This is a genomic window from Novosphingobium sp. NBM11 (assembly GCF_015390225.1).
Classification (GTDB): domain Bacteria; phylum Pseudomonadota; class Alphaproteobacteria; order Sphingomonadales; family Sphingomonadaceae; genus Novosphingobium.
The window spans coordinates 2670797-2686640 of the sequence record NZ_VUOG01000001.1 but is presented as its reverse complement, the minus strand read 5'-3'; the positions used below and the strand labels follow the sequence as shown (position 1 = coordinate 2686640).

At 67.0% G+C, this 15844-nt stretch carries 15 protein-coding genes; 9 read left to right on the top strand and 6 right to left on the bottom strand.

Annotated elements, in window-relative coordinates:
- Positions 1-4 precede the first annotated feature (4 nt).
- Together F1640_RS12935 and F1640_RS12930 are read right to left on the bottom strand one after the other, a co-directional pair.
- Positions 5-994 carry an agmatine deiminase family protein gene (locus F1640_RS12935; protein WP_255530361.1) on the bottom strand — a complete coding sequence of 330 codons (990 nt, stop codon included), beginning with the start codon at positions 992-994 and terminating at the stop codon, positions 5-7.
- A gap of 16 nt (positions 995-1010) precedes the next feature.
- Positions 1011-2648 (bottom strand): M28 family metallopeptidase, encoded by a 1638-nt coding sequence (locus F1640_RS12930; RefSeq protein WP_194919580.1) that lies wholly within the window; start codon positions 2646-2648, stop codon positions 1011-1013.
- A gap of 225 nt (positions 2649-2873) precedes the next feature.
- On the opposite strand from F1640_RS12930, the gene F1640_RS12925 reads away from it, so the two are divergent.
- The 9 genes from F1640_RS12925 to murA all read left to right on the top strand — a co-directional run bounded on the left by F1640_RS12925 (position 2874) and on the right by murA (position 13502).
- A complete protein-coding gene (locus F1640_RS12925; RefSeq protein WP_194919579.1) occupies positions 2874-5582 on the top strand; it encodes a bifunctional [glutamine synthetase] adenylyltransferase/[glutamine synthetase]-adenylyl-L-tyrosine phosphorylase in 2709 nt (902 codons plus the stop codon).
- Positions 5579-6052, top strand: coding sequence for a peroxiredoxin (locus F1640_RS12920; RefSeq protein ID WP_194919578.1), 474 nt, complete (start codon positions 5579-5581; stop codon positions 6050-6052). Before F1640_RS12925 ends, F1640_RS12920 begins: the two co-directional genes overlap by 4 nt.
- Positions 6052-6849 (top strand): ferritin-like domain-containing protein, encoded by a 798-nt coding sequence (locus F1640_RS12915; RefSeq protein WP_194919575.1) that lies wholly within the window; start codon positions 6052-6054, stop codon positions 6847-6849. The genes F1640_RS12920 and F1640_RS12915 overlap by 1 nt, the downstream gene beginning before the upstream one ends.
- A 193-nt stretch (positions 6850-7042) precedes the next feature.
- Complete coding sequence (locus F1640_RS12910) at positions 7043-7747, top strand: M23 family metallopeptidase (protein ID WP_125954654.1); 705 nt, start codon at positions 7043-7045, stop codon at positions 7745-7747.
- A 265-nt stretch (positions 7748-8012) separates the two neighbouring features.
- Positions 8013-8651, top strand: a complete 639-nt coding sequence (locus F1640_RS12905) for a pyridoxamine 5'-phosphate oxidase family protein (RefSeq protein ID WP_194919573.1) — start codon at positions 8013-8015, stop codon at positions 8649-8651.
- On the top strand, positions 8644-9114 hold the full coding sequence (locus F1640_RS12900) for a nuclear transport factor 2 family protein (protein WP_194919571.1): 471 nt from the start codon (positions 8644-8646) through the stop codon (positions 9112-9114). The genes F1640_RS12905 and F1640_RS12900 overlap by 8 nt, the downstream gene beginning before the upstream one ends.
- Positions 9115-9203: 89 nt before the next feature.
- On the top strand, positions 9204-10754 hold the full coding sequence (locus tag F1640_RS12895; RefSeq protein WP_194919570.1) for an acyl-CoA synthetase: 1551 nt from the start codon (positions 9204-9206) through the stop codon (positions 10752-10754).
- 65 nt (positions 10755-10819) lie between these two features.
- Positions 10820-12118, top strand: coding sequence for a cytochrome P450 (locus F1640_RS12890; protein WP_194919569.1), 1299 nt, complete (start codon positions 10820-10822; stop codon positions 12116-12118).
- A gap of 100 nt (positions 12119-12218) precedes the next feature.
- Positions 12219-13502, top strand: a complete 1284-nt coding sequence (gene murA, locus F1640_RS12885) for a UDP-N-acetylglucosamine 1-carboxyvinyltransferase (RefSeq protein ID WP_194919568.1) — start codon at positions 12219-12221, stop codon at positions 13500-13502.
- 10 nt (positions 13503-13512) lie between these two features.
- Here the strand turns inward: murA and F1640_RS12880 are convergent, their stop codons facing one another.
- From F1640_RS12880 to F1640_RS12865, 4 genes are all read right to left on the bottom strand, one after another.
- Positions 13513-13821, bottom strand: coding sequence for a DUF1905 domain-containing protein (locus F1640_RS12880; protein WP_194919567.1), 309 nt, complete (start codon positions 13819-13821; stop codon positions 13513-13515).
- Positions 13811-14062, bottom strand: a complete 252-nt coding sequence (locus F1640_RS12875) for a ribbon-helix-helix domain-containing protein (RefSeq protein ID WP_194919566.1) — start codon at positions 14060-14062, stop codon at positions 13811-13813. Before F1640_RS12875 ends, F1640_RS12880 begins: the two co-directional genes overlap by 11 nt.
- A 51-nt stretch (positions 14063-14113) precedes the next feature.
- Complete coding sequence (gene phbB, locus F1640_RS12870; RefSeq protein ID WP_194919565.1) at positions 14114-14836, bottom strand: acetoacetyl-CoA reductase; 723 nt, start codon at positions 14834-14836, stop codon at positions 14114-14116.
- 199 nt (positions 14837-15035) lie between these two features.
- Positions 15036-15779, bottom strand: a complete 744-nt coding sequence (locus F1640_RS12865; protein ID WP_194919564.1) for a hypothetical protein — start codon at positions 15777-15779, stop codon at positions 15036-15038.
- Between the last annotated feature and the right edge of the window lie 65 nt (positions 15780-15844).

The window sequence follows — 15844 nt, the reverse complement described above, 5'->3', positions numbered from 1 at the left end:
CGCTTCAGGCGGACGGCATCTGCTGGCTGGAGCAGTGGAAGCCGCCGCCACCCGCCAGCACCGCGTCGGCCATCAGCCCCACGGTGTCGCGCCCCGGGAACAGCGCCGCGATGGCGGCCACGCCTTCGTCGTCATGGGGCGAACCGAAGACCGGAACCGCCACCAGCTTCGTCGTGACGACGAAGTTCATGTAGCTTGCCGGCTGGACCATGCCGTCCCATTCGATCCGGCCGGGAGACGGCACTTCGGCCACCTCCACGCCCATCGCCCGCGCACGCGCCGCGGCATCGGCATAGATCGCGGCATTGGGATCGTCCGCCCCGGTCGCGCACGGCAGGGCGATACGGTTGGGCGCGACGAAACGGCCGAGATTGTCGACGTGCCCGTCGGTATGATCGTTGATCAGGCCATCGCCCAGCCACAGCACCCTGTCGAACCCGAGATCGCGCGCCAGCCGCATTTCGAGATCGGCCTGTGAGAGATGCGGATTGCGATTGGGATTGAGCAGGCATTGCCCCGTGGTGGCGACCAGCCCGGTGCCGTCCCCATCCAGCGCACCGCCTTCGAGAATCCAGTCGCAACGATCGGCGGCCAGCCCCGCGCTTTCGGCCAGATCCGCGCCGATCAGCGTGTCTCCGTCCATCAGGTACTTGCCGCCCCAGCCGTTGAAGCCGAACAGCCGCGCCCGGCGGTTCCCCGCCGCATCGCGCACCACCAGCGGCCCGGTATCGCGCAGCCAGACATCGCCATAGACGCGCTGTTCCAGCCGCACAGAGCCGCTGACGAGCTGCCGCGCGCGCGCGGCGTTGGCTTCGTCGCGGACGATGAGGCGCACTTCCTGGCCGCTTTCCGCGACCGCGCTGGCGAAGGCGGCGATCTGCGCCTGCGCCGTATCGATCACGCCGGACCATTCTTCCGCCAGATGCGGAAAGCCGATCCACAGCCAGTCCTGCGGATGCCATTCCGGCGGCATCCGCATTTCATTCCCGCTCATCGTCCGTCTTGTCCCGTTACTTCGTCTTCACGCCCGCTTCGGCCAGGCTCCGATCCCGAATGGCCCGGAATTCATCGCCCGGATGCCAGTTCGGCCAGACCGTGCTGTCGGCCAGCGCGCGGCCGAGCCGGTAGTAGAGTTCCACTTCCTGCGCCATGCCGGAAAAGTCCCAGCTATCCGAATATTCGTCGCGGGGCTGGTGATAACGGTTGTTGGTGTAGTCCTCCGACGCGGCATCGCCCGCGGCCTTGCCGCCGACGACAAGGTCGGTGCCCCGGCCCACCGCGAACATCGGCACGCCGCGCTTGGCCATGCTGAAGTGGTCCGAACGGTAATAGTGGCCGCGCTCGGCGTGATCCTCTGGCGTTTCGACCAGACCCATCTCGCGTTCCACGCGCTGGAGGATCGCGGTCAGTTCGGACTTGTCGCCACCCGTCACCTGCACGTCGCGCGTCGGGCCATAGGGGGACAGCGCATCCATGTTCACGCCGCCCACCGTCTTTGCCAGCGGATAGATCGGGTTGCGCGCGTAGTATTCCGATCCAAGCAGGCCGGATTCCTCCAGCGTCACCGCCAGGAACACTTCGCTGCGCTGCGCCGGCCCCGCCGCCCGGTTCATCTTGGCGAGCGCCGCCAAGGCAGCCACGCCAGTGGCGTTGTCGACCGCGCCGTTGCAGATGTCGTCCCCCTTGGCATCGGCCTGGCAATGGCCAAGGTGATCCCAGTGCGCGGTATAGAGCACGTATTCGTCCGGGCGCGTCTTGCCGGGCAGGATGCCAATCACGTTGTGCGAAACCGAACGCCGGATCGCGTTGTCGAACGCGAAGCTGACCTTGAGCCCCAGCGGAACCGCCTTGAAGCCCTTCTGCTTGGCCGCGGCGGTGAGCTGCGTAAGGTTCTGGCCGGCCGCCGCGAAGATCGCTTCGGCCACCGGCTTCTGCACCCAGCCGTTGGCTTCGGTCTGGTCCATGCCGTCGTTCGGCGTCTGGACGAAATACTGCGCGCCGGCCCAGCTCGATTCCACCACGTTCCAGCCGTAGGCGGCGGGGAAGGTGTCGTGGACGATCAGCGCCGCTTTCGCGCCCTGCCGGGCCGCTTCCTCGAACTTGTAGGTCCAGCGGCCATAATAGGTCATCCGGCGCCCCTTGAACGGCCCCTCCTCGGTCGCGGTTTCATAGTCGGGATCGTTGACGAGGATGACCACCGTCTTTCCCTTCACGTCAACGCCAGCATAATCGTTCCAGCCCAGCTCCGGCGCGTTGACGCCATAGCCCACGAACACCAGTTCGCTGTCGCGCACGTCGGTCTTCGGGGTGATGCGGTAGCTGCCGGCGACGAAATCCTTGCCGCGCGTGAACGTCAGCGGCTGCGCGGCCCCCGTCACCACCAGCGGGCTGACGTTGCTTGCGGTGACTTCCACGGTGGGCACGTCCTGCAGCCAGCCGCCCTTGTTGCCGGGTTGCAGGCCCGCTTGCTTGAAGCGCGCGATGATCGCATCGAGCACCTTGGGCTCGACGGCGGTGCTGGGGCCGCGCCCTTCCAGCGCGTCGGACGCCAGCGTCTTCACCATGTCGCGCATCAGCGCCTGGTCGACCGGCGGCACCTTGGGCGCGGGGGCGGCCATCGCGGCGGAAGCAACCAGAACGGAGGCCATCACACAGCCGGCGAAGCGCGCCGCAAATCGCGCGGACGAACCGCGAACCTTGCGATATGTCATTGAGCAACCTTTCGAAAATCGATCCTGCGCCAGAGCCCCTCCGGCGCGTAATGCGCGGACCTTGGCAGAGCGCGGAAAGGCGCGCAAGGCACGCGCTCGCTTGATCGCGTCGCCATCACGGGGCATCGCGGGGAGACACCGCGACGAGGGGGCGCAGAGACGATGACGGACTGGCAAGATGCGATCGGGCGCGCACGCGATCATGCCCCGTTCCTGTGCCGCGCGCTGGACCGCTTGCCGGACATCGAAGCCCTGCTCGCCGCCGGCCGGATCGAGGATGCCATAGCCGCCGCCACGGCCATGGGCGAGGGCATCGACGATACCGGGGTCGCGCTCCGGCGCGAGCGGCTAGCGCTGGCGCTGGCGCTGGCGATCGGCGATCTTGCCGGCGCCCTGCCGCTGGAGCGGGTGGTGGGCGAGCTTTCCTCGTTTGCCGACCGCGCGCTGGACGCCGCCATCGCGGCCTCGATCCGGCGCCGTGCGCCCGATGCCGAGCCGCGCGGCTTTTCCGCGATCGCGCTGGGCAAGCACGGCGCGGGCGAACTCAACTATTCGTCCGACATCGATCCCATCCTGCTCTACGATCCGCTCACCCTGCCCCGCCGCGATCGCGACGAGCCGGGCGAAGCCGCGCAACGCGTGGCGCGGGCGATCGTCGAAATCCTCTCCACCGTGAACGCCGATGGCTATGTGTTCCGGATCGACTTGCGCCTGCGCCCGGCGTCGGAAGTCAGCCCGCTCGCCCTGCCCTTCGAAGCCGCGATCACGCATTACGAATCGAGCGCGCTGGCGTGGGAACGCGCCGCCTTCATCCGCGCGCGCGCCGCCGCCGGCGATGTCGCCGCGGGGCAGGCCTTCCTCGACACGATCCGCCCCTTCGTCTGGCGTCGCAGCCTCGATTTCGGCGCGATCGCCGAGATCGGCCGCCTGACCACCCGCATCCGCGATCACTACGCCGGCGGGCAGGCGATCGGCCCCGGTTATGACCTGAAGCGCGGGCGCGGGGGCATTCGCGAGGTGGAATTCTTCGCCCAGACGCATCAGTTGATCCATGGCGGGCGCAATCCGTCCTTGCGCCTGCGCGGCACCCGCGCCTCGCTCGACGCGCTGGCGCAGGCCGGCATCATCGATGCCCGCGATGCCCGCGTGCTCGGCGACAGCTATGACCGCCTGCGCGTGCTGGAGCATCGCCTGCAGATGGTGGCCGATCAGCAGACCCACAGCCTGCCGACCGATGCCGCCGCGCTCGACAGCGTGGCCCGCCTCGACGGGCTGCCGGACGGCAAGACGCTGGTCGATGAACTGGCCACGATTTCGGAAGCGGTCGGCACCCGGTTCGACGCGCTGATCCGCATCTATGCCCCGACCGGCGCGGTCGCGGTCGAAGCCCGGCCGCTGGTGGGCGAGCTGGAACAACTGGGCTTTGCCGATGCCGAAGCGCTGGCCACCCGCATCGAAGGGTGGGAAGGCGGCCAGTTCCGCGCCCTGCGCGGCGCCGAAGCGCGCAACGCCTATGCCCGGCTGCGCCCGCAGCTGCTGCGCGCGCTGGCCGAAGCGCCCGATCCGGAACGCGCGCTGCTGCGCTGGGAACAGTTGCTGGGCGGCCTGCCTTCGGCGATCAACGTGTTCCGCCTGCTCGAAGCGCGCCCCGGCCTGCTGGCCGTGGTCATGCGCATCCTGGCCCACGCGCCGACGCTGGCCGACGAACTCGCCCGCCGCAGCGACTTGCTCGATACGCTGATCGACCGCTCCGCCTTCGACCTGCCCGGCAGCGTGGAGGAGATCATGGCCGAGCTGGCGCGCGGCGAGGCGGGCGACGATTACCAGCGCCTGCTCGACGCGGTGCGCGTGAAGGTCAGCGAGCTGCGCTTCGCGCTGGGCGTGCAACTGATCGAGGGGCAGCACGATCCGCTGGAGGTGGCCGCCGCGCTTTCGCGCGTGGCCGAAGCCGCGATCGAAGTGCTGGGCGCGGCCGCCGTCAGCGAATTCACGACGAATCACGGCGTGGTTCCGGACAGCCGGCTGGTGATCCTCGGCCTTGGCCGGCTCGGCGGCGCCGCGCTGACGCACGCCTCGGATCTGGACCTGGTGTTCCTGTTCAGCGGCGATCACATGCGCGAAAGCGACGGACGGCGGCCGCTGGGCGGCACGTTGTACTACAACCGGCTGGCGCAGCGCGTGATCGCCGCGCTGTCCGTGCCGACGGCGGCGGGCGCGCTCTACGAAGTCGATACGCGGCTGCGGCCGTCGGGCGCGCAAGGGCCGATCGCGGTCAGCCTCGACAGCTTCGAACGCTACCAGCGCGAAGACGCCTGGACGTGGGAACACATGGCCCTGTGCCGCGCCCGCCCGCTGTTCGGCACCGCGGACGACCGGGCGGAACTGCACGCGATCATCGACACGGTGCTGCACGCCCCGCGCGATGCCGCAAAGCTGCGCGAGGACGTGCTGCACATGCGGGGCGAGATGGCGAAGCACAAGCCGCCCAAGGGGCCGCTCGACGTCAAGCTGGCGCGTGGCGGTCTGGTCGACCTGGAGTTCATCGTCCACTACCTGCAACTGCGCGAGCACGCGGGGCTGGACCCGGATCTGGGCCGCGCGATCGAGGCGCTTTCCGCCGCCGGCCTGCTGCCACCCGATCTGCGCGCGGCCTACGATCTGCTGGTGCGCCTGCTGATCGTGGTGCGGCTGGTTGCCCCCGATGGCATGTTCCCGCCCGAGGCGAGCCGCTGTATCGTCGCCAATGCTTGCTGCCTGGAAAGTGGCGGCGGTGACTGGAACGCGCTGCTTGACGCGGTGCGGCAGGCGCGGCAGCGCATCGCCGCCGCGTGGCAGCAGATGTTCGACGAAGAACTGGAGATCGAGGAATGAGCGAGAGACCCGGCCCGGGCGATGCCCTGCCCGACATGGCCCTGACCACGCCCGATGGCGGCACGGTGCGCACGTCCGATTTCACGGGCCGCAAGCTGGTGCTGTTCTTCTACCCCAAGGACGATACCCCCGGCTGCACCACCGAGAACAAGGATTTCTCCGCGTTGGCCGGCGAATTCGAAGCCGCCGGCGTGGCGCTGCTGGGCGTGAGCAAGGACCCGCCCAAGAAGCACGCGAAGTTTATCGAGAAGCACGGCCTCGCCGCGCGGCTCGCCTCCGATGCCGAGGAAGGCGGCCTCTCCGATGCCCTGGGAATCTGGACCGAAAAGTCGATGTACGGCCGCACCTACATGGGCATGGAGCGCACGACCTACCTGGTCGGTGCGGACGGCCGGATCGCGCGGGTCTGGAACAAGGTGAAGGTCAAGGGACACGCCGAGGAGGTGCTCGCCGCCGCCAAGGCGCTCTGATGGCCGATCGCCCGAGCGTTTCCGCCGCGATCCGCGCGGCCATGCTGACCGCCGCGCCCGACGCCAAGGTCATGGCCACCCGGGCCGTGGCCCGCGACTGGGCGGCGGGGCGGCTGGCGTTCCGCTTCGAGGCCGCGATGCCCGATATGCCGGCCCGGCCCGCCGCACCCGTCCTGCTGCTGCCCAACGCCATGCCCAAGCGCGGACGCGGCGGATCGGAGCGCGGCCGCATCGCCCTGCTCCACGCGCTGGCGCATATCGAATTCGTCGCGATCGATCTGGCGCTGGACGCCGCCGGGCGGTTCGGCGCGGAGCGGGGTCCGCAGTTTGTCGCGGATTGGCTGTCGGTGGCCGCCGACGAAGCGATGCACCACGCCCTGCTCGCCCGGCGGCTGCGCACGCTGGGCAGCTTCTATGGCGCGATGCCCGCCCACGACGGCCTGTGGGACGCCGCGCGCGAGACGGCGCACGATATCGCCGCGCGCCTGGCCGTGGTGCCCATGGTGCTGGAAGCGCGCGGGCTGGATGTGACGCCGACGACGATCGAACGCTTCACCGCCGCGGGCGATGAACGCAGCGCGCGCATCCTGTCCCGCATCCTGGCCGATGAAATTCGCCATGTGCGCTTCGGCACATCGCATTTCGCGCAAGTCTGCGAAGAACGGGCTGAATCGCCGCCAGACCTTTGGCGAACGCTGGTTGCGCGGCATTTCCGCGGCACTGTTAAGCCACCGTTCAACGACTCGGCGCGTCGATTAGCCGGTTTATCGTATGATTTCCTGGAAGGGGTTGCCTAACCGCAACACCCCCCTCTACCCCTTGGTCCACGAGATGGCGGGGGGGCTTCCGACCAACTCTGACACAAGAACCGATGGCAGCGGGCAATGCCTGTCTGCGGCCTGAGGGCAGAATTGTACTGGGGAAAATCGTGATCCGGACAGAGGCGCTACGCCTTCCTGCGGATCGGATAAAAGGGTTGTTCGGGTCGTAATGTCGCAAAACAAAACCTTCCAGTCGGTCTTCGGTGCTCTCGCTGCCGTAACCTTCGCTTTCTCGGCCGCTCCGGCTCTTGCCAACAGCGCCGCTGCCGCCGATATCGCCGCTCCACTCCGCGCCGCGGAAGCCGCCAAGACCGGCGCTTCGGACAACGGCGACGAGGAATTTCACCAGCTTTTCGCCAGCTGGCAGGCTCTCGATACCGGTTCGTCGACCGCAGCGCCCGTGCGCCGCTCCGGCCCGGTTTCCATCCCCTCGCTGATCCCGGTCACCAGCAGCCGCTCGATGAGCAGCGGCTTTGGCCTGCGCGTCCATCCGGTTCTCGGCGGTCTGCGCGCCCACAAGGGCATCGATCTTCCCGCGCCCACTGGCACGCCGATCCATGCGACCGCCGATGGCGTCGTCGGCCGCGCCGACTGGTTCAGCGGCTACGGCCTCTATGTTCAGCTCGAACATGGCGGCAACATGGAAACGCGCTATGGCCACATGTCGCGCATTGCCGTTGCCGAAGGCCAGATCGTCCACAAGGGCGACGTGATCGGCTATGTCGGTTCGACCGGCCGTTCCACCGGCCCGCACCTGCACTATGAAGTCCGGGTTGCCGGCGAAGCCGTGAACCCGCTGCCTTACATGCAGACGCCCGCGAGCGGCCTGCTTGTCACCAACGACCCAGCCGAAGGACGCGGCGGACCCGAATAACAAGCCGTCCCGGTTTTAAAGAAGCATCTTGGAGAGGGTGCGGAAAAAGGCGGCGGTGACGTCGCCTTTTTCTTTGGCGTTTGTATGTACTTGCCTTGAACCTGTTCCTTCTGACAGCCATCCACCGGCGCTACACCCGAGGTCACCGAGATATTCTTCCATAAATCGGAAGAATACATTCCTTTCCCGGCTGATTATCAAAGAGGTCTTCGGAGCGTACAACGACTCCCGACGCCGGCGACAGGGCCGGCGAACGGGGGTTCCCATGGCTTACGGCTTTCTCGACATCGCGATCACGCCCAGTGTGCGCGCGGCGCAGCGCGCCATGGGCAGCGCCGACATGTGGACCGATATCCGCACGGATCGCAGTTTCGATCGCTTCACCGAAGCGGAAGCCGCCTTCATCGCCGCGCGCGACAGCTTCTACATGGCCAGCACCTCGGAAGCCGGCTGGCCCTATGTTCAGCACCGGGGCGGAGCACCCGGCTTCCTGCGGATGATCGACGATCGCACGCTTGCCTTCGCGGACTATCGCGGCAATCGGCAGTACATCAGCCTGGGCAATCTGTCGGCCGATGACCGGGTTGCCCTGATCCTCATGGACTATCCCCGTCGGCGGCGCATGAAAATCTATGCCCACGCAGAGGTGGTGGCGCTCGACGCCGATCCGGAACTGACAGCCAAAGTGATCGAACCGCGCGACAAGGTGAAGCCGGAACGGATTTTCGTTCTGCGGCTGCGCGCCTTCGACTGGAACTGCCCGCAGCATATCACGCCACGCTACACCGACCACGAAGTGGCACTGGCCATCCAGCCGCTGCGCGATCAGCTTGCCACGCTCGAAGCGGAAAACGCGGCACTCCGCGCCCGCATTGCCACCCAGGAAGGACACCACGATGACTGAACACCGCCCTCCGCTGCCCCCGTTCTCCGAAGAGACCGCCATCACCAAGGTACGGCTCGCGGAGGACGCCTGGAACAGCCGCGATCCCGCACGGGTGGCGCTGGCCTATACGCCGGACAGTCTCTGGCGCAACCGCGACACCTTCCTGCAAGGGCGCCCGGCCATTGTGGCGTTCCTGACCGCCAAGTGGCAGCGCGAGCAGGATTATCGGCTTATCAAGGAACTATGGGCCTTTCGGGAAAACCGGATCGCCGTGCGCTTCGCTTACGAATGGCGCGACCAGGCGGGGCAATGGTTCCGGTCCTATGGAAACGAGAACTGGGAGTTCGACGAACATGGGCTGATGCGGCGGCGCATCGCCAGCATCAACGACGCGCCGATTGCCGAAGCCGACAGGCGCTTCCACTGGCCGCAAGGACGGCGGCCCGACGATTATGAGAGCCTTTCCGCGTTCGGATTCTGATCGTCAGCCATTGCGCAATTTAATCGATCGGTTAAAGTGTTTCGCAAAGGAGTCCCCGAAGACTCCGCGCGAAGAAGGATGCCGATACGATGCAATACCATCCGACGTTCCATGCCCGGACCAATCCCGATCGACCGGCGGTGATCATGGGCGGAAGCGGACGGACCATCACCTATCGCGAGCTGGACGAAGCCAGCAACCGGGCAGCGCAACTGTTCCGGTCGCGCGGACTGAAGATCGGCGATACGATCGCGATCTGCCTGGAGAACCATCCCGATTTCTTCTCCGTCGCCTGGGGCGCCCAGCGGGCCGGGCTGGTCTATGTCGCGGTCTCCAGCCGCCTTACCGCGCCGGAGATCGCCTATATTGCCAAGGACAGCGGGGCGAAGCTGCTGATCGGTTCGGACTATCTCGCCCCCGTTCTCGATGAAGTCGCCGCGCTTGATCCGGGCCTGTCCCAATTGCGGTTCGGCGGAGAAGGCGATCGCAGCGCCGAAGCGGCGTTCGCGGCCATGCCCGCCACGCCCATCGCCGACGAGCGCGCGGGCTGTGACATGCTCTATTCCTCCGGCACCACGGGCAAGCCCAAGGGCGTGCGCGTGCCACTGCCGGAAGACCCGGCAATCGGCGCGCCGAATTCGCTGCTGGCGCTCGCCTCGCAGGCGTTCGGCATCCGGCCGGACGCCGTCTATCTCTCCCCTGCCCCGCTCTATCATGCCGCGCCGTTGCGTTGGTCGATGACGGTGCATCGCCTTGGCGGCACCGTCGTCGTCATGGAGAAATTCGATCCGGAAAAGGCGCTGGAACTGATCCAGACGCTCAAGGTGACCGACAGCCAGTGGGTGCCGACCCATTTCGTCCGGATGCTCAAGCTGCCGGAAGACGTCCGCGCCCGCTACGATGTGTCCTCGCTGAAGAACGCGATCCACGCCGCAGCGCCGTGCCCCGTGCCGGTAAAGAAGGCGATGATCGAATGGTGGGGCCCGGTGCTGCGCGAATACTATGCCGGCACCGAAGGCAACGGCTTCACGTTCATTTCCAGCGAGGAATGGTTGCAACGGCCGGGCTCGGTCGGACGCGCGCTGCTGGGCACGATCCGCGTATGCGACGAGAACGGCGACGAGGTGCCGCGCGGCACCGAAGGACAGGTTTTCTTCGAAGGCGGCAGCGTGTTCAGCTATCACAACGATCCTGACAAGACGCGCGATGCCACCAACAAGCATGGCTGGACCAGCCTGGGCGATGTGGGCGTGCAGGACGAGGAAGGCTATCTGTTCCTCACTGACCGCAAGAGCTTCATGATCATCTCCGGCGGCGTGAACATCTATCCGCAGGAGATCGAGAACCTGCTGGTGCATCACCCCAAGGTTGCCGATGCCGCCGTGATCGGCGCGCCCGATCCCGACATGGGCGAACGCGTGATCGCCGTGGTCCAGCCCGCGAACATGGCCGATGCGGGGCCGGAGCTTGCCGCCGAGCTGACCGAATGGCTCGCCCCGCAGCTTTCGCGGGTGAAGATGCCGCGCACGATCGATTTCCGCGAGGAGCTTCCGCGCGAGCCCACGGGCAAGCTGTTCAAGCGGCTGCTGCGCGACGAATACCGCGCCGCCGCCGAAGCCGCGAAATCGCCGGCCGCCTGAACACTGGCGCCTGAACACCGGCGCCTGATCGCCCGCAGACCGACACGAAGCGAGGAACACGTCTCATGGCTTCCACCGCAACGCCCGTAGCCCCCGCCGACTATGCGCGCGCCGTGATCGATCCGCACGCCTATGCCGCGTGGGACCCGCTGCTCGACAAGTTCGACTGGCTGCGCACGAACATGCCGGTGGCGCGCATCGAGGCACCGGACGATTCGCACGATCCGTTCTGGCTGCTGACCCGCTTCGACGATGCGATGAAAGTGAGCAAGGCCAACGCGACCTTCCTCAACCATCCGCGCGCCAGCGTGTTCGCGCTCCGGTCCAGCGAAGCCCTGGTCAAGGAGATCACCGGCGGCAGCCCGCACCTTGTCGAATCGCTGGTGCAGATCGATGCTCCCAAGCATCCCAAGCTGCGCCGGCTGACGCAGGACTGGTTCATGCCCAAGAACCTGGTCAAGCTGGAGGGCGAGATCCGCAAGATCGCCAACGCGACGGTCGACCGCCTGCTGGCGCACGGCAACGAGGGGGACTTCACCAAGCTGGTCTCCTCGCCCTATCCGCTGCACGTCGTCATGCAGATTCTCGGCGTGCCCGAGGAGGACGAGGGGCGGATGCTGGTGCTGACCCAGCAGATGTTCGGCGGGCAGGACGAGGACCTCAGCCAGTCCGGCCTCAAGAACCTGACGCCCGAACAGATTTCCCAGATCGTGGCCGGCGCGGTTAAGGATTTCGAGGCCTATTTCGCGGGGTTGGCCCGCCATCGCCGGGCGAATCCCACCGACGATCTCGCCACCGTGATCGCCAATGCGGTGATCGATGGCGAACCGATGAGCGACCGGGACACCGCCGGTTACTATATCATCACCGCCAGCGCGGGGCACGATACGACATCGGCCTCCACGGCGGGCGCGATGCTGGCGCTGGCGCGCGATCCGGAACAGTTCGCGCGGGTGAAGGCCGATCGCGGCCTGCTGGCGGGCATCGTCGAGGAGGCGATCCGCTGGACCTCGCCGGTCCAGCACTTCATGCGCACGGCGGCGGAAGACACCGAAGTCGGCGGGCAGGCCATCGCCAAGGGCGACTGGCTGATGGTCAACTACGTCGCGGCGAACCACGATCCCGAACGGTTCGAGGACCCGCGCCGGTTCGACGCCTCGCGCCAGGCCAACCGCCACATCGCCTTTGGCGCGGGCGCGCACCAGTGCCTGGGCCTGCACCTTGCCCGGCTGGAAATGCGCATCCTGTTCGAAGCGCTGCTGGACCGACTCGACAGCATCGAACTGGCCGGCGAACCGCGCCGCGCAAGTTCCACCTTCGTGGGCGGACTGAAGGCGCTGCCGCTGCGCTGGAAGGCCGCCTGAACCCGTCGAAACCGCCACAACGGCACCGGTTCGCAGGCTGACGCACGGCATCGCGCGGGCGTCCTCTTGCGTGCCATGGCAAACCGGCTAAACGACCGCGATGGACAAGATCATCATTCGCGGCGGCAAGCGCCTTTCGGGTACGGTTCCGGTCTCCGGCGCGAAGAACGCGGCGCTGACGCTGCTGCCTTGCGCGCTGCTGACGGATGAGCCGGTCACCCTGCGCAACCTGCCGCGCCTGGCCGACATCGACGGCTTCCAGCACCTGATGAACCAGTTCGGGACGTCGACGTCGATCGCGGGGGCGCGGCCCGAGGATTTCGGCCGGGTGATGACGCTGCAGGCCACGCGGCTGACGTCCACCGTCGCCCCTTACGATCTCGTGCGCAAGATGCGCGCGTCGATCCTCGTGCTCGGCCCGCTGCTTGCCCGCGCCGGCGAAGCCACCGTTTCGCTGCCCGGCGGCTGTGCCATCGGCAACCGCCCGATCGACCTGCACCTGAAGGCGCTCGAAGCGTTCGGCGCACAGATCGAACTCGCCGCCGGCTACGTCCGCGCCATCGCGCCCGATGGCGGCCTGCCCGGCGGGCGCTACAGCTTCCCCGTGGTCTCCGTCGGCGCGACCGAGAACGCGGTCATGGCCGCCGTGCTCGCCAAGGGCAAAAGCACGCTGCACAACGCCGCGCGCGAACCGGAAATCGTGGACCTGTGCAACCTGCTCGTCGCCATGGGCGCGCAGATCGAAGGCATCGGCACGTCCGACCTCACGATCCACGGCGTCGATCGCCTGCACGGCGCGACCTACATGGTCATGCCGGACCGGATCGAGGCGGGCAGCTATGCCTGCGCGGCGGCGATCACCGGCGGCGAAGTGACGCTGGCCGGCGCGCGGATCGAGGACATGGAAGCGACCGTGCAGGTGCTGCGCGACGCGGGCGTGCGCGTGGAGCCGGTCAAGGGCGGCATCCACGTCGCCGCCGACGGCCCGCTGCGCCCCGTCACCATCTCCACCGCCCCCTACCCCGGCTTCGCCACCGACATGCAGGCGCAGCTCATGGCCATGCTGTGCCTGGCGCAGGGCTCCAGCGTGCTGACCGAGACGATCTTCGAAAACCGCTACATGCACGTTCCCGAACTGAACCGCATGGGCGCGCGGATCGAGACCAAGGGCCGCACCGCGATCGTCCACGGCGTCGACAAGCTGACCGGCGCCGAAGTGATGGCGACCGACCTGCGCGCATCGATGAGCCTCGTTATTGCCGGCCTCGCCGCCGAAGGCGAGACGCAGGTGCACCGGCTGTACCACCTCGATCGCGGCTACGAGCGGCTGGAAGAAAAGTTCGCGCTGCTCGGCGCCGATGTGGAACGCGTCGGCGGGGATTGAGCGCGGCGCCTCAGCCGATCTCGATATGCGCGGATACGCGCGCGCCCGGGCCGATGCTCTCCGCCCGTTGCACAGCAACTTTGACCGGCAGCAGATAACCGCCGTTTCGCGGGAAAAGCGACGTGGTGAAGCGCGTTTTCCCGATGATCGCCGCCACCGGCACAACGCCCCAGCCGTAACTGGCTTGGCGGGCCGCATGGGCGATCTCGCCACAATGGTGATCGGGGATCGGCGCGAACACAAAGGGCGCCGGGCCGCGCCATTCGATCAGAAGCGCTTCAAAATCGAGGCTCACCAGGGGATCGCGTCTATCCGTCATGCGCAAGGCCGATCCCCACTCTCGCCACCAGCCACAGCCGGATCGCGCTGGCGAGGCCGGGGGGCGTGGGGCTGGCGATGCGTTGGGCATCGATGCGCGCCACCAGCGCGTTGATCGGCAGCGCTTCCGCCTCGGCGGCAGCGCGGAGCATCTCCCAGAACAGCGGTTCCAGGCTGATCGAGGTCTTGTGCCCGGCGATCTCCACCGAGCGCTTGACGGGAGGATGGTAGAGCGAGGTCACGCCCCCGCTCTACCAGCGCCACGGGCGGCCGCAAAGCCGCCCGCGCGGCGATCAGTACATATGCTGGCCGCCATTGATCGACAGCGTCGATCCGGTAACGAAGCCCGCTTCTTCCGAACAGAGGAACGCCACGCCGCGCGCGATTTCGCAGGCTTGGCCCAGCCGGCCGACCGGGATCTTGGCGACGATCTTTTCCAGCACGGCGGGCGGCACGGCTGCGACCATGTCGGTATCGATGTAGCCCGGCGCGATCGCGTTGACGGTCACGCCATACTTCGCGCCTTCCTGCGCCAGCGCCTTGGTGAAGCCGTGGATGCCGGACTTGGCCGCGGCATAGTTGACCTGGCCATATTGGCCGGCCTGCCCGTTGATCGAGCCGATGTTGACGATGCGCCCCCAGCCCCGTTCGCGCATGCCCGGGAAGGTCGCCTTGGCCATATTGAAGCACCCGCCCAGGTTGATGCGCATGACCTCGTTCCAGTCATCGAACGTCATCTTGTGCAGCACACCGTCCCGCGTCACGCCGGCGTTGTTCACCACGACATCGACAGAGCCGAAATCCGCCGCCACCTGCGCGCACCCGTCAAGGCAGGCCTGATGATCGCCGACGTCCCAGCGATAGGCCTTGATGCCGGTGGCGTCGGTGAAGGCCTTGGCCTTCTCGGCATTGCCGGCATAGTTGGCGGCGACCGTAAAACCGAGGTCCCGGAGTGCAAGACTGATCGCTTCGCCAATACCCCGAGTACCGCCGGTAACAATTGCAACACGCGCCATGTCAAAACTCCAGTATTCACCCCTATCGGCATCAAGCGTAAGGATATGGGCGCGGAGCTACAAGCGCTTTACGGATCAAAATCCAATTATTGCAGCGCGATATATTGCTGCATCGCAGTATAATACTGCCTTTAATACTGCACGCGCGAAGAAACGCGCAAATAACGCGGCACCCCGGGAAACCTGCGATGTAGGGGAATCAGAAGTGGAACTGCGTTCCGACGTAAACGGCCTGGCTGTCCTGCTTGCCATCCGTCAGCGGACGCAGACGGTCACGCTCCGACGAATAGCGGATGCCGGCCATTACGTTGAGATTGCCGGTCAGGCGATAGCTGCCGCCCAGATCGACCTGGTAGTCGCCCTGGTTCTCAAGCGTGCGCGGCGCGCGCCCGGCGCGTTCCTTCTGGTCAAGCTCCAGCCGCGGCGAAAGGCGGCCCGGCGCCGTCGGCGCAGGACCGGACAGCTTGAATGCCTGGAAATCGGGCATTTCCAGCCGCGCGACTTCGCGGGGCTGCGATCCATCGATCGCGAAGCTCTGGTATCCGCGCGCAAGACCGAGATTGTAGGCCGTGGGCGCGATCCGCACGGTAGCGGCACCCGGCGCGGTCGCAGCGGCGGCAAAGGCCTGGCGGACGGACACGACACGCGACGTATCGTCGTTCACGCGAACCGCCACGGTCACCGCGCGGTCCGGCCGCGTTTCGGTGCCGGCGGGCGTGAAGCGGAACAGCTTGCCATTCGACAACGCCCGCACGGTGATCTGCGCGGCAAGGCGCGGATCGATCGAAGCCGGCGTGAAGGAACCAATCCCGCCGCGCGCGGCAAGGCTGACCGGCGAGGCATCGAAATGGCTCGCGAAAGCGCTGCTGACAGTGGGAGCGATCAGAAGGCCAGCGGAAGCCGCTGCGCCGATCAGCAGGGGCGCACGCAAAATACGGCGCAAGCCGCCATTTCTGCCTTTGCCATCAACCCTGCCAGTCATCTCGAAACGGTCCCTCAGCCCTGTTG

Coding starts and splice junctions, on each gene's coding strand:
- F1640_RS12920 (WP_194919578.1), top strand. CDS start 5,579: ATGAGCGAGAGACCCGGCCCGGGCGATGCCCTGCCCGACATGGCCCTG.
- phbB (WP_194919565.1), bottom strand. CDS start 14,836: ATGGCGCGTGTTGCAATTGTTACCGGCGGTACTCGGGGTATTGGCGAA.
- F1640_RS12905 (WP_194919573.1), top strand. CDS start 8,013: ATGGCTTACGGCTTTCTCGACATCGCGATCACGCCCAGTGTGCGCGCG.
- F1640_RS12910 (WP_125954654.1), top strand. CDS start 7,043: ATGTCGCAAAACAAAACCTTCCAGTCGGTCTTCGGTGCTCTCGCTGCC.
- F1640_RS12925 (WP_194919579.1), top strand. CDS start 2,874: ATGACGGACTGGCAAGATGCGATCGGGCGCGCACGCGATCATGCCCCG.
- F1640_RS12880 (WP_194919567.1), bottom strand. CDS start 13,821: ATGACGGATAGACGCGATCCCCTGGTGAGCCTCGATTTTGAAGCGCTT.
- F1640_RS12935 (WP_255530361.1), bottom strand. CDS start 994: ATGAGCGGGAATGAAATGCGGATGCCGCCGGAATGGCATCCGCAGGAC.
- F1640_RS12895 (WP_194919570.1), top strand. CDS start 9,204: ATGCAATACCATCCGACGTTCCATGCCCGGACCAATCCCGATCGACCG.
- F1640_RS12915 (WP_194919575.1), top strand. CDS start 6,052: ATGGCCGATCGCCCGAGCGTTTCCGCCGCGATCCGCGCGGCCATGCTG.
- F1640_RS12900 (WP_194919571.1), top strand. CDS start 8,644: ATGACTGAACACCGCCCTCCGCTGCCCCCGTTCTCCGAAGAGACCGCC.
- F1640_RS12930 (WP_194919580.1), bottom strand. CDS start 2,648: ATGGCCTCCGTTCTGGTTGCTTCCGCCGCGATGGCCGCCCCCGCGCCC.
- murA (WP_194919568.1), top strand. CDS start 12,219: ATGGACAAGATCATCATTCGCGGCGGCAAGCGCCTTTCGGGTACGGTT.
- F1640_RS12890 (WP_194919569.1), top strand. CDS start 10,820: ATGGCTTCCACCGCAACGCCCGTAGCCCCCGCCGACTATGCGCGCGCC.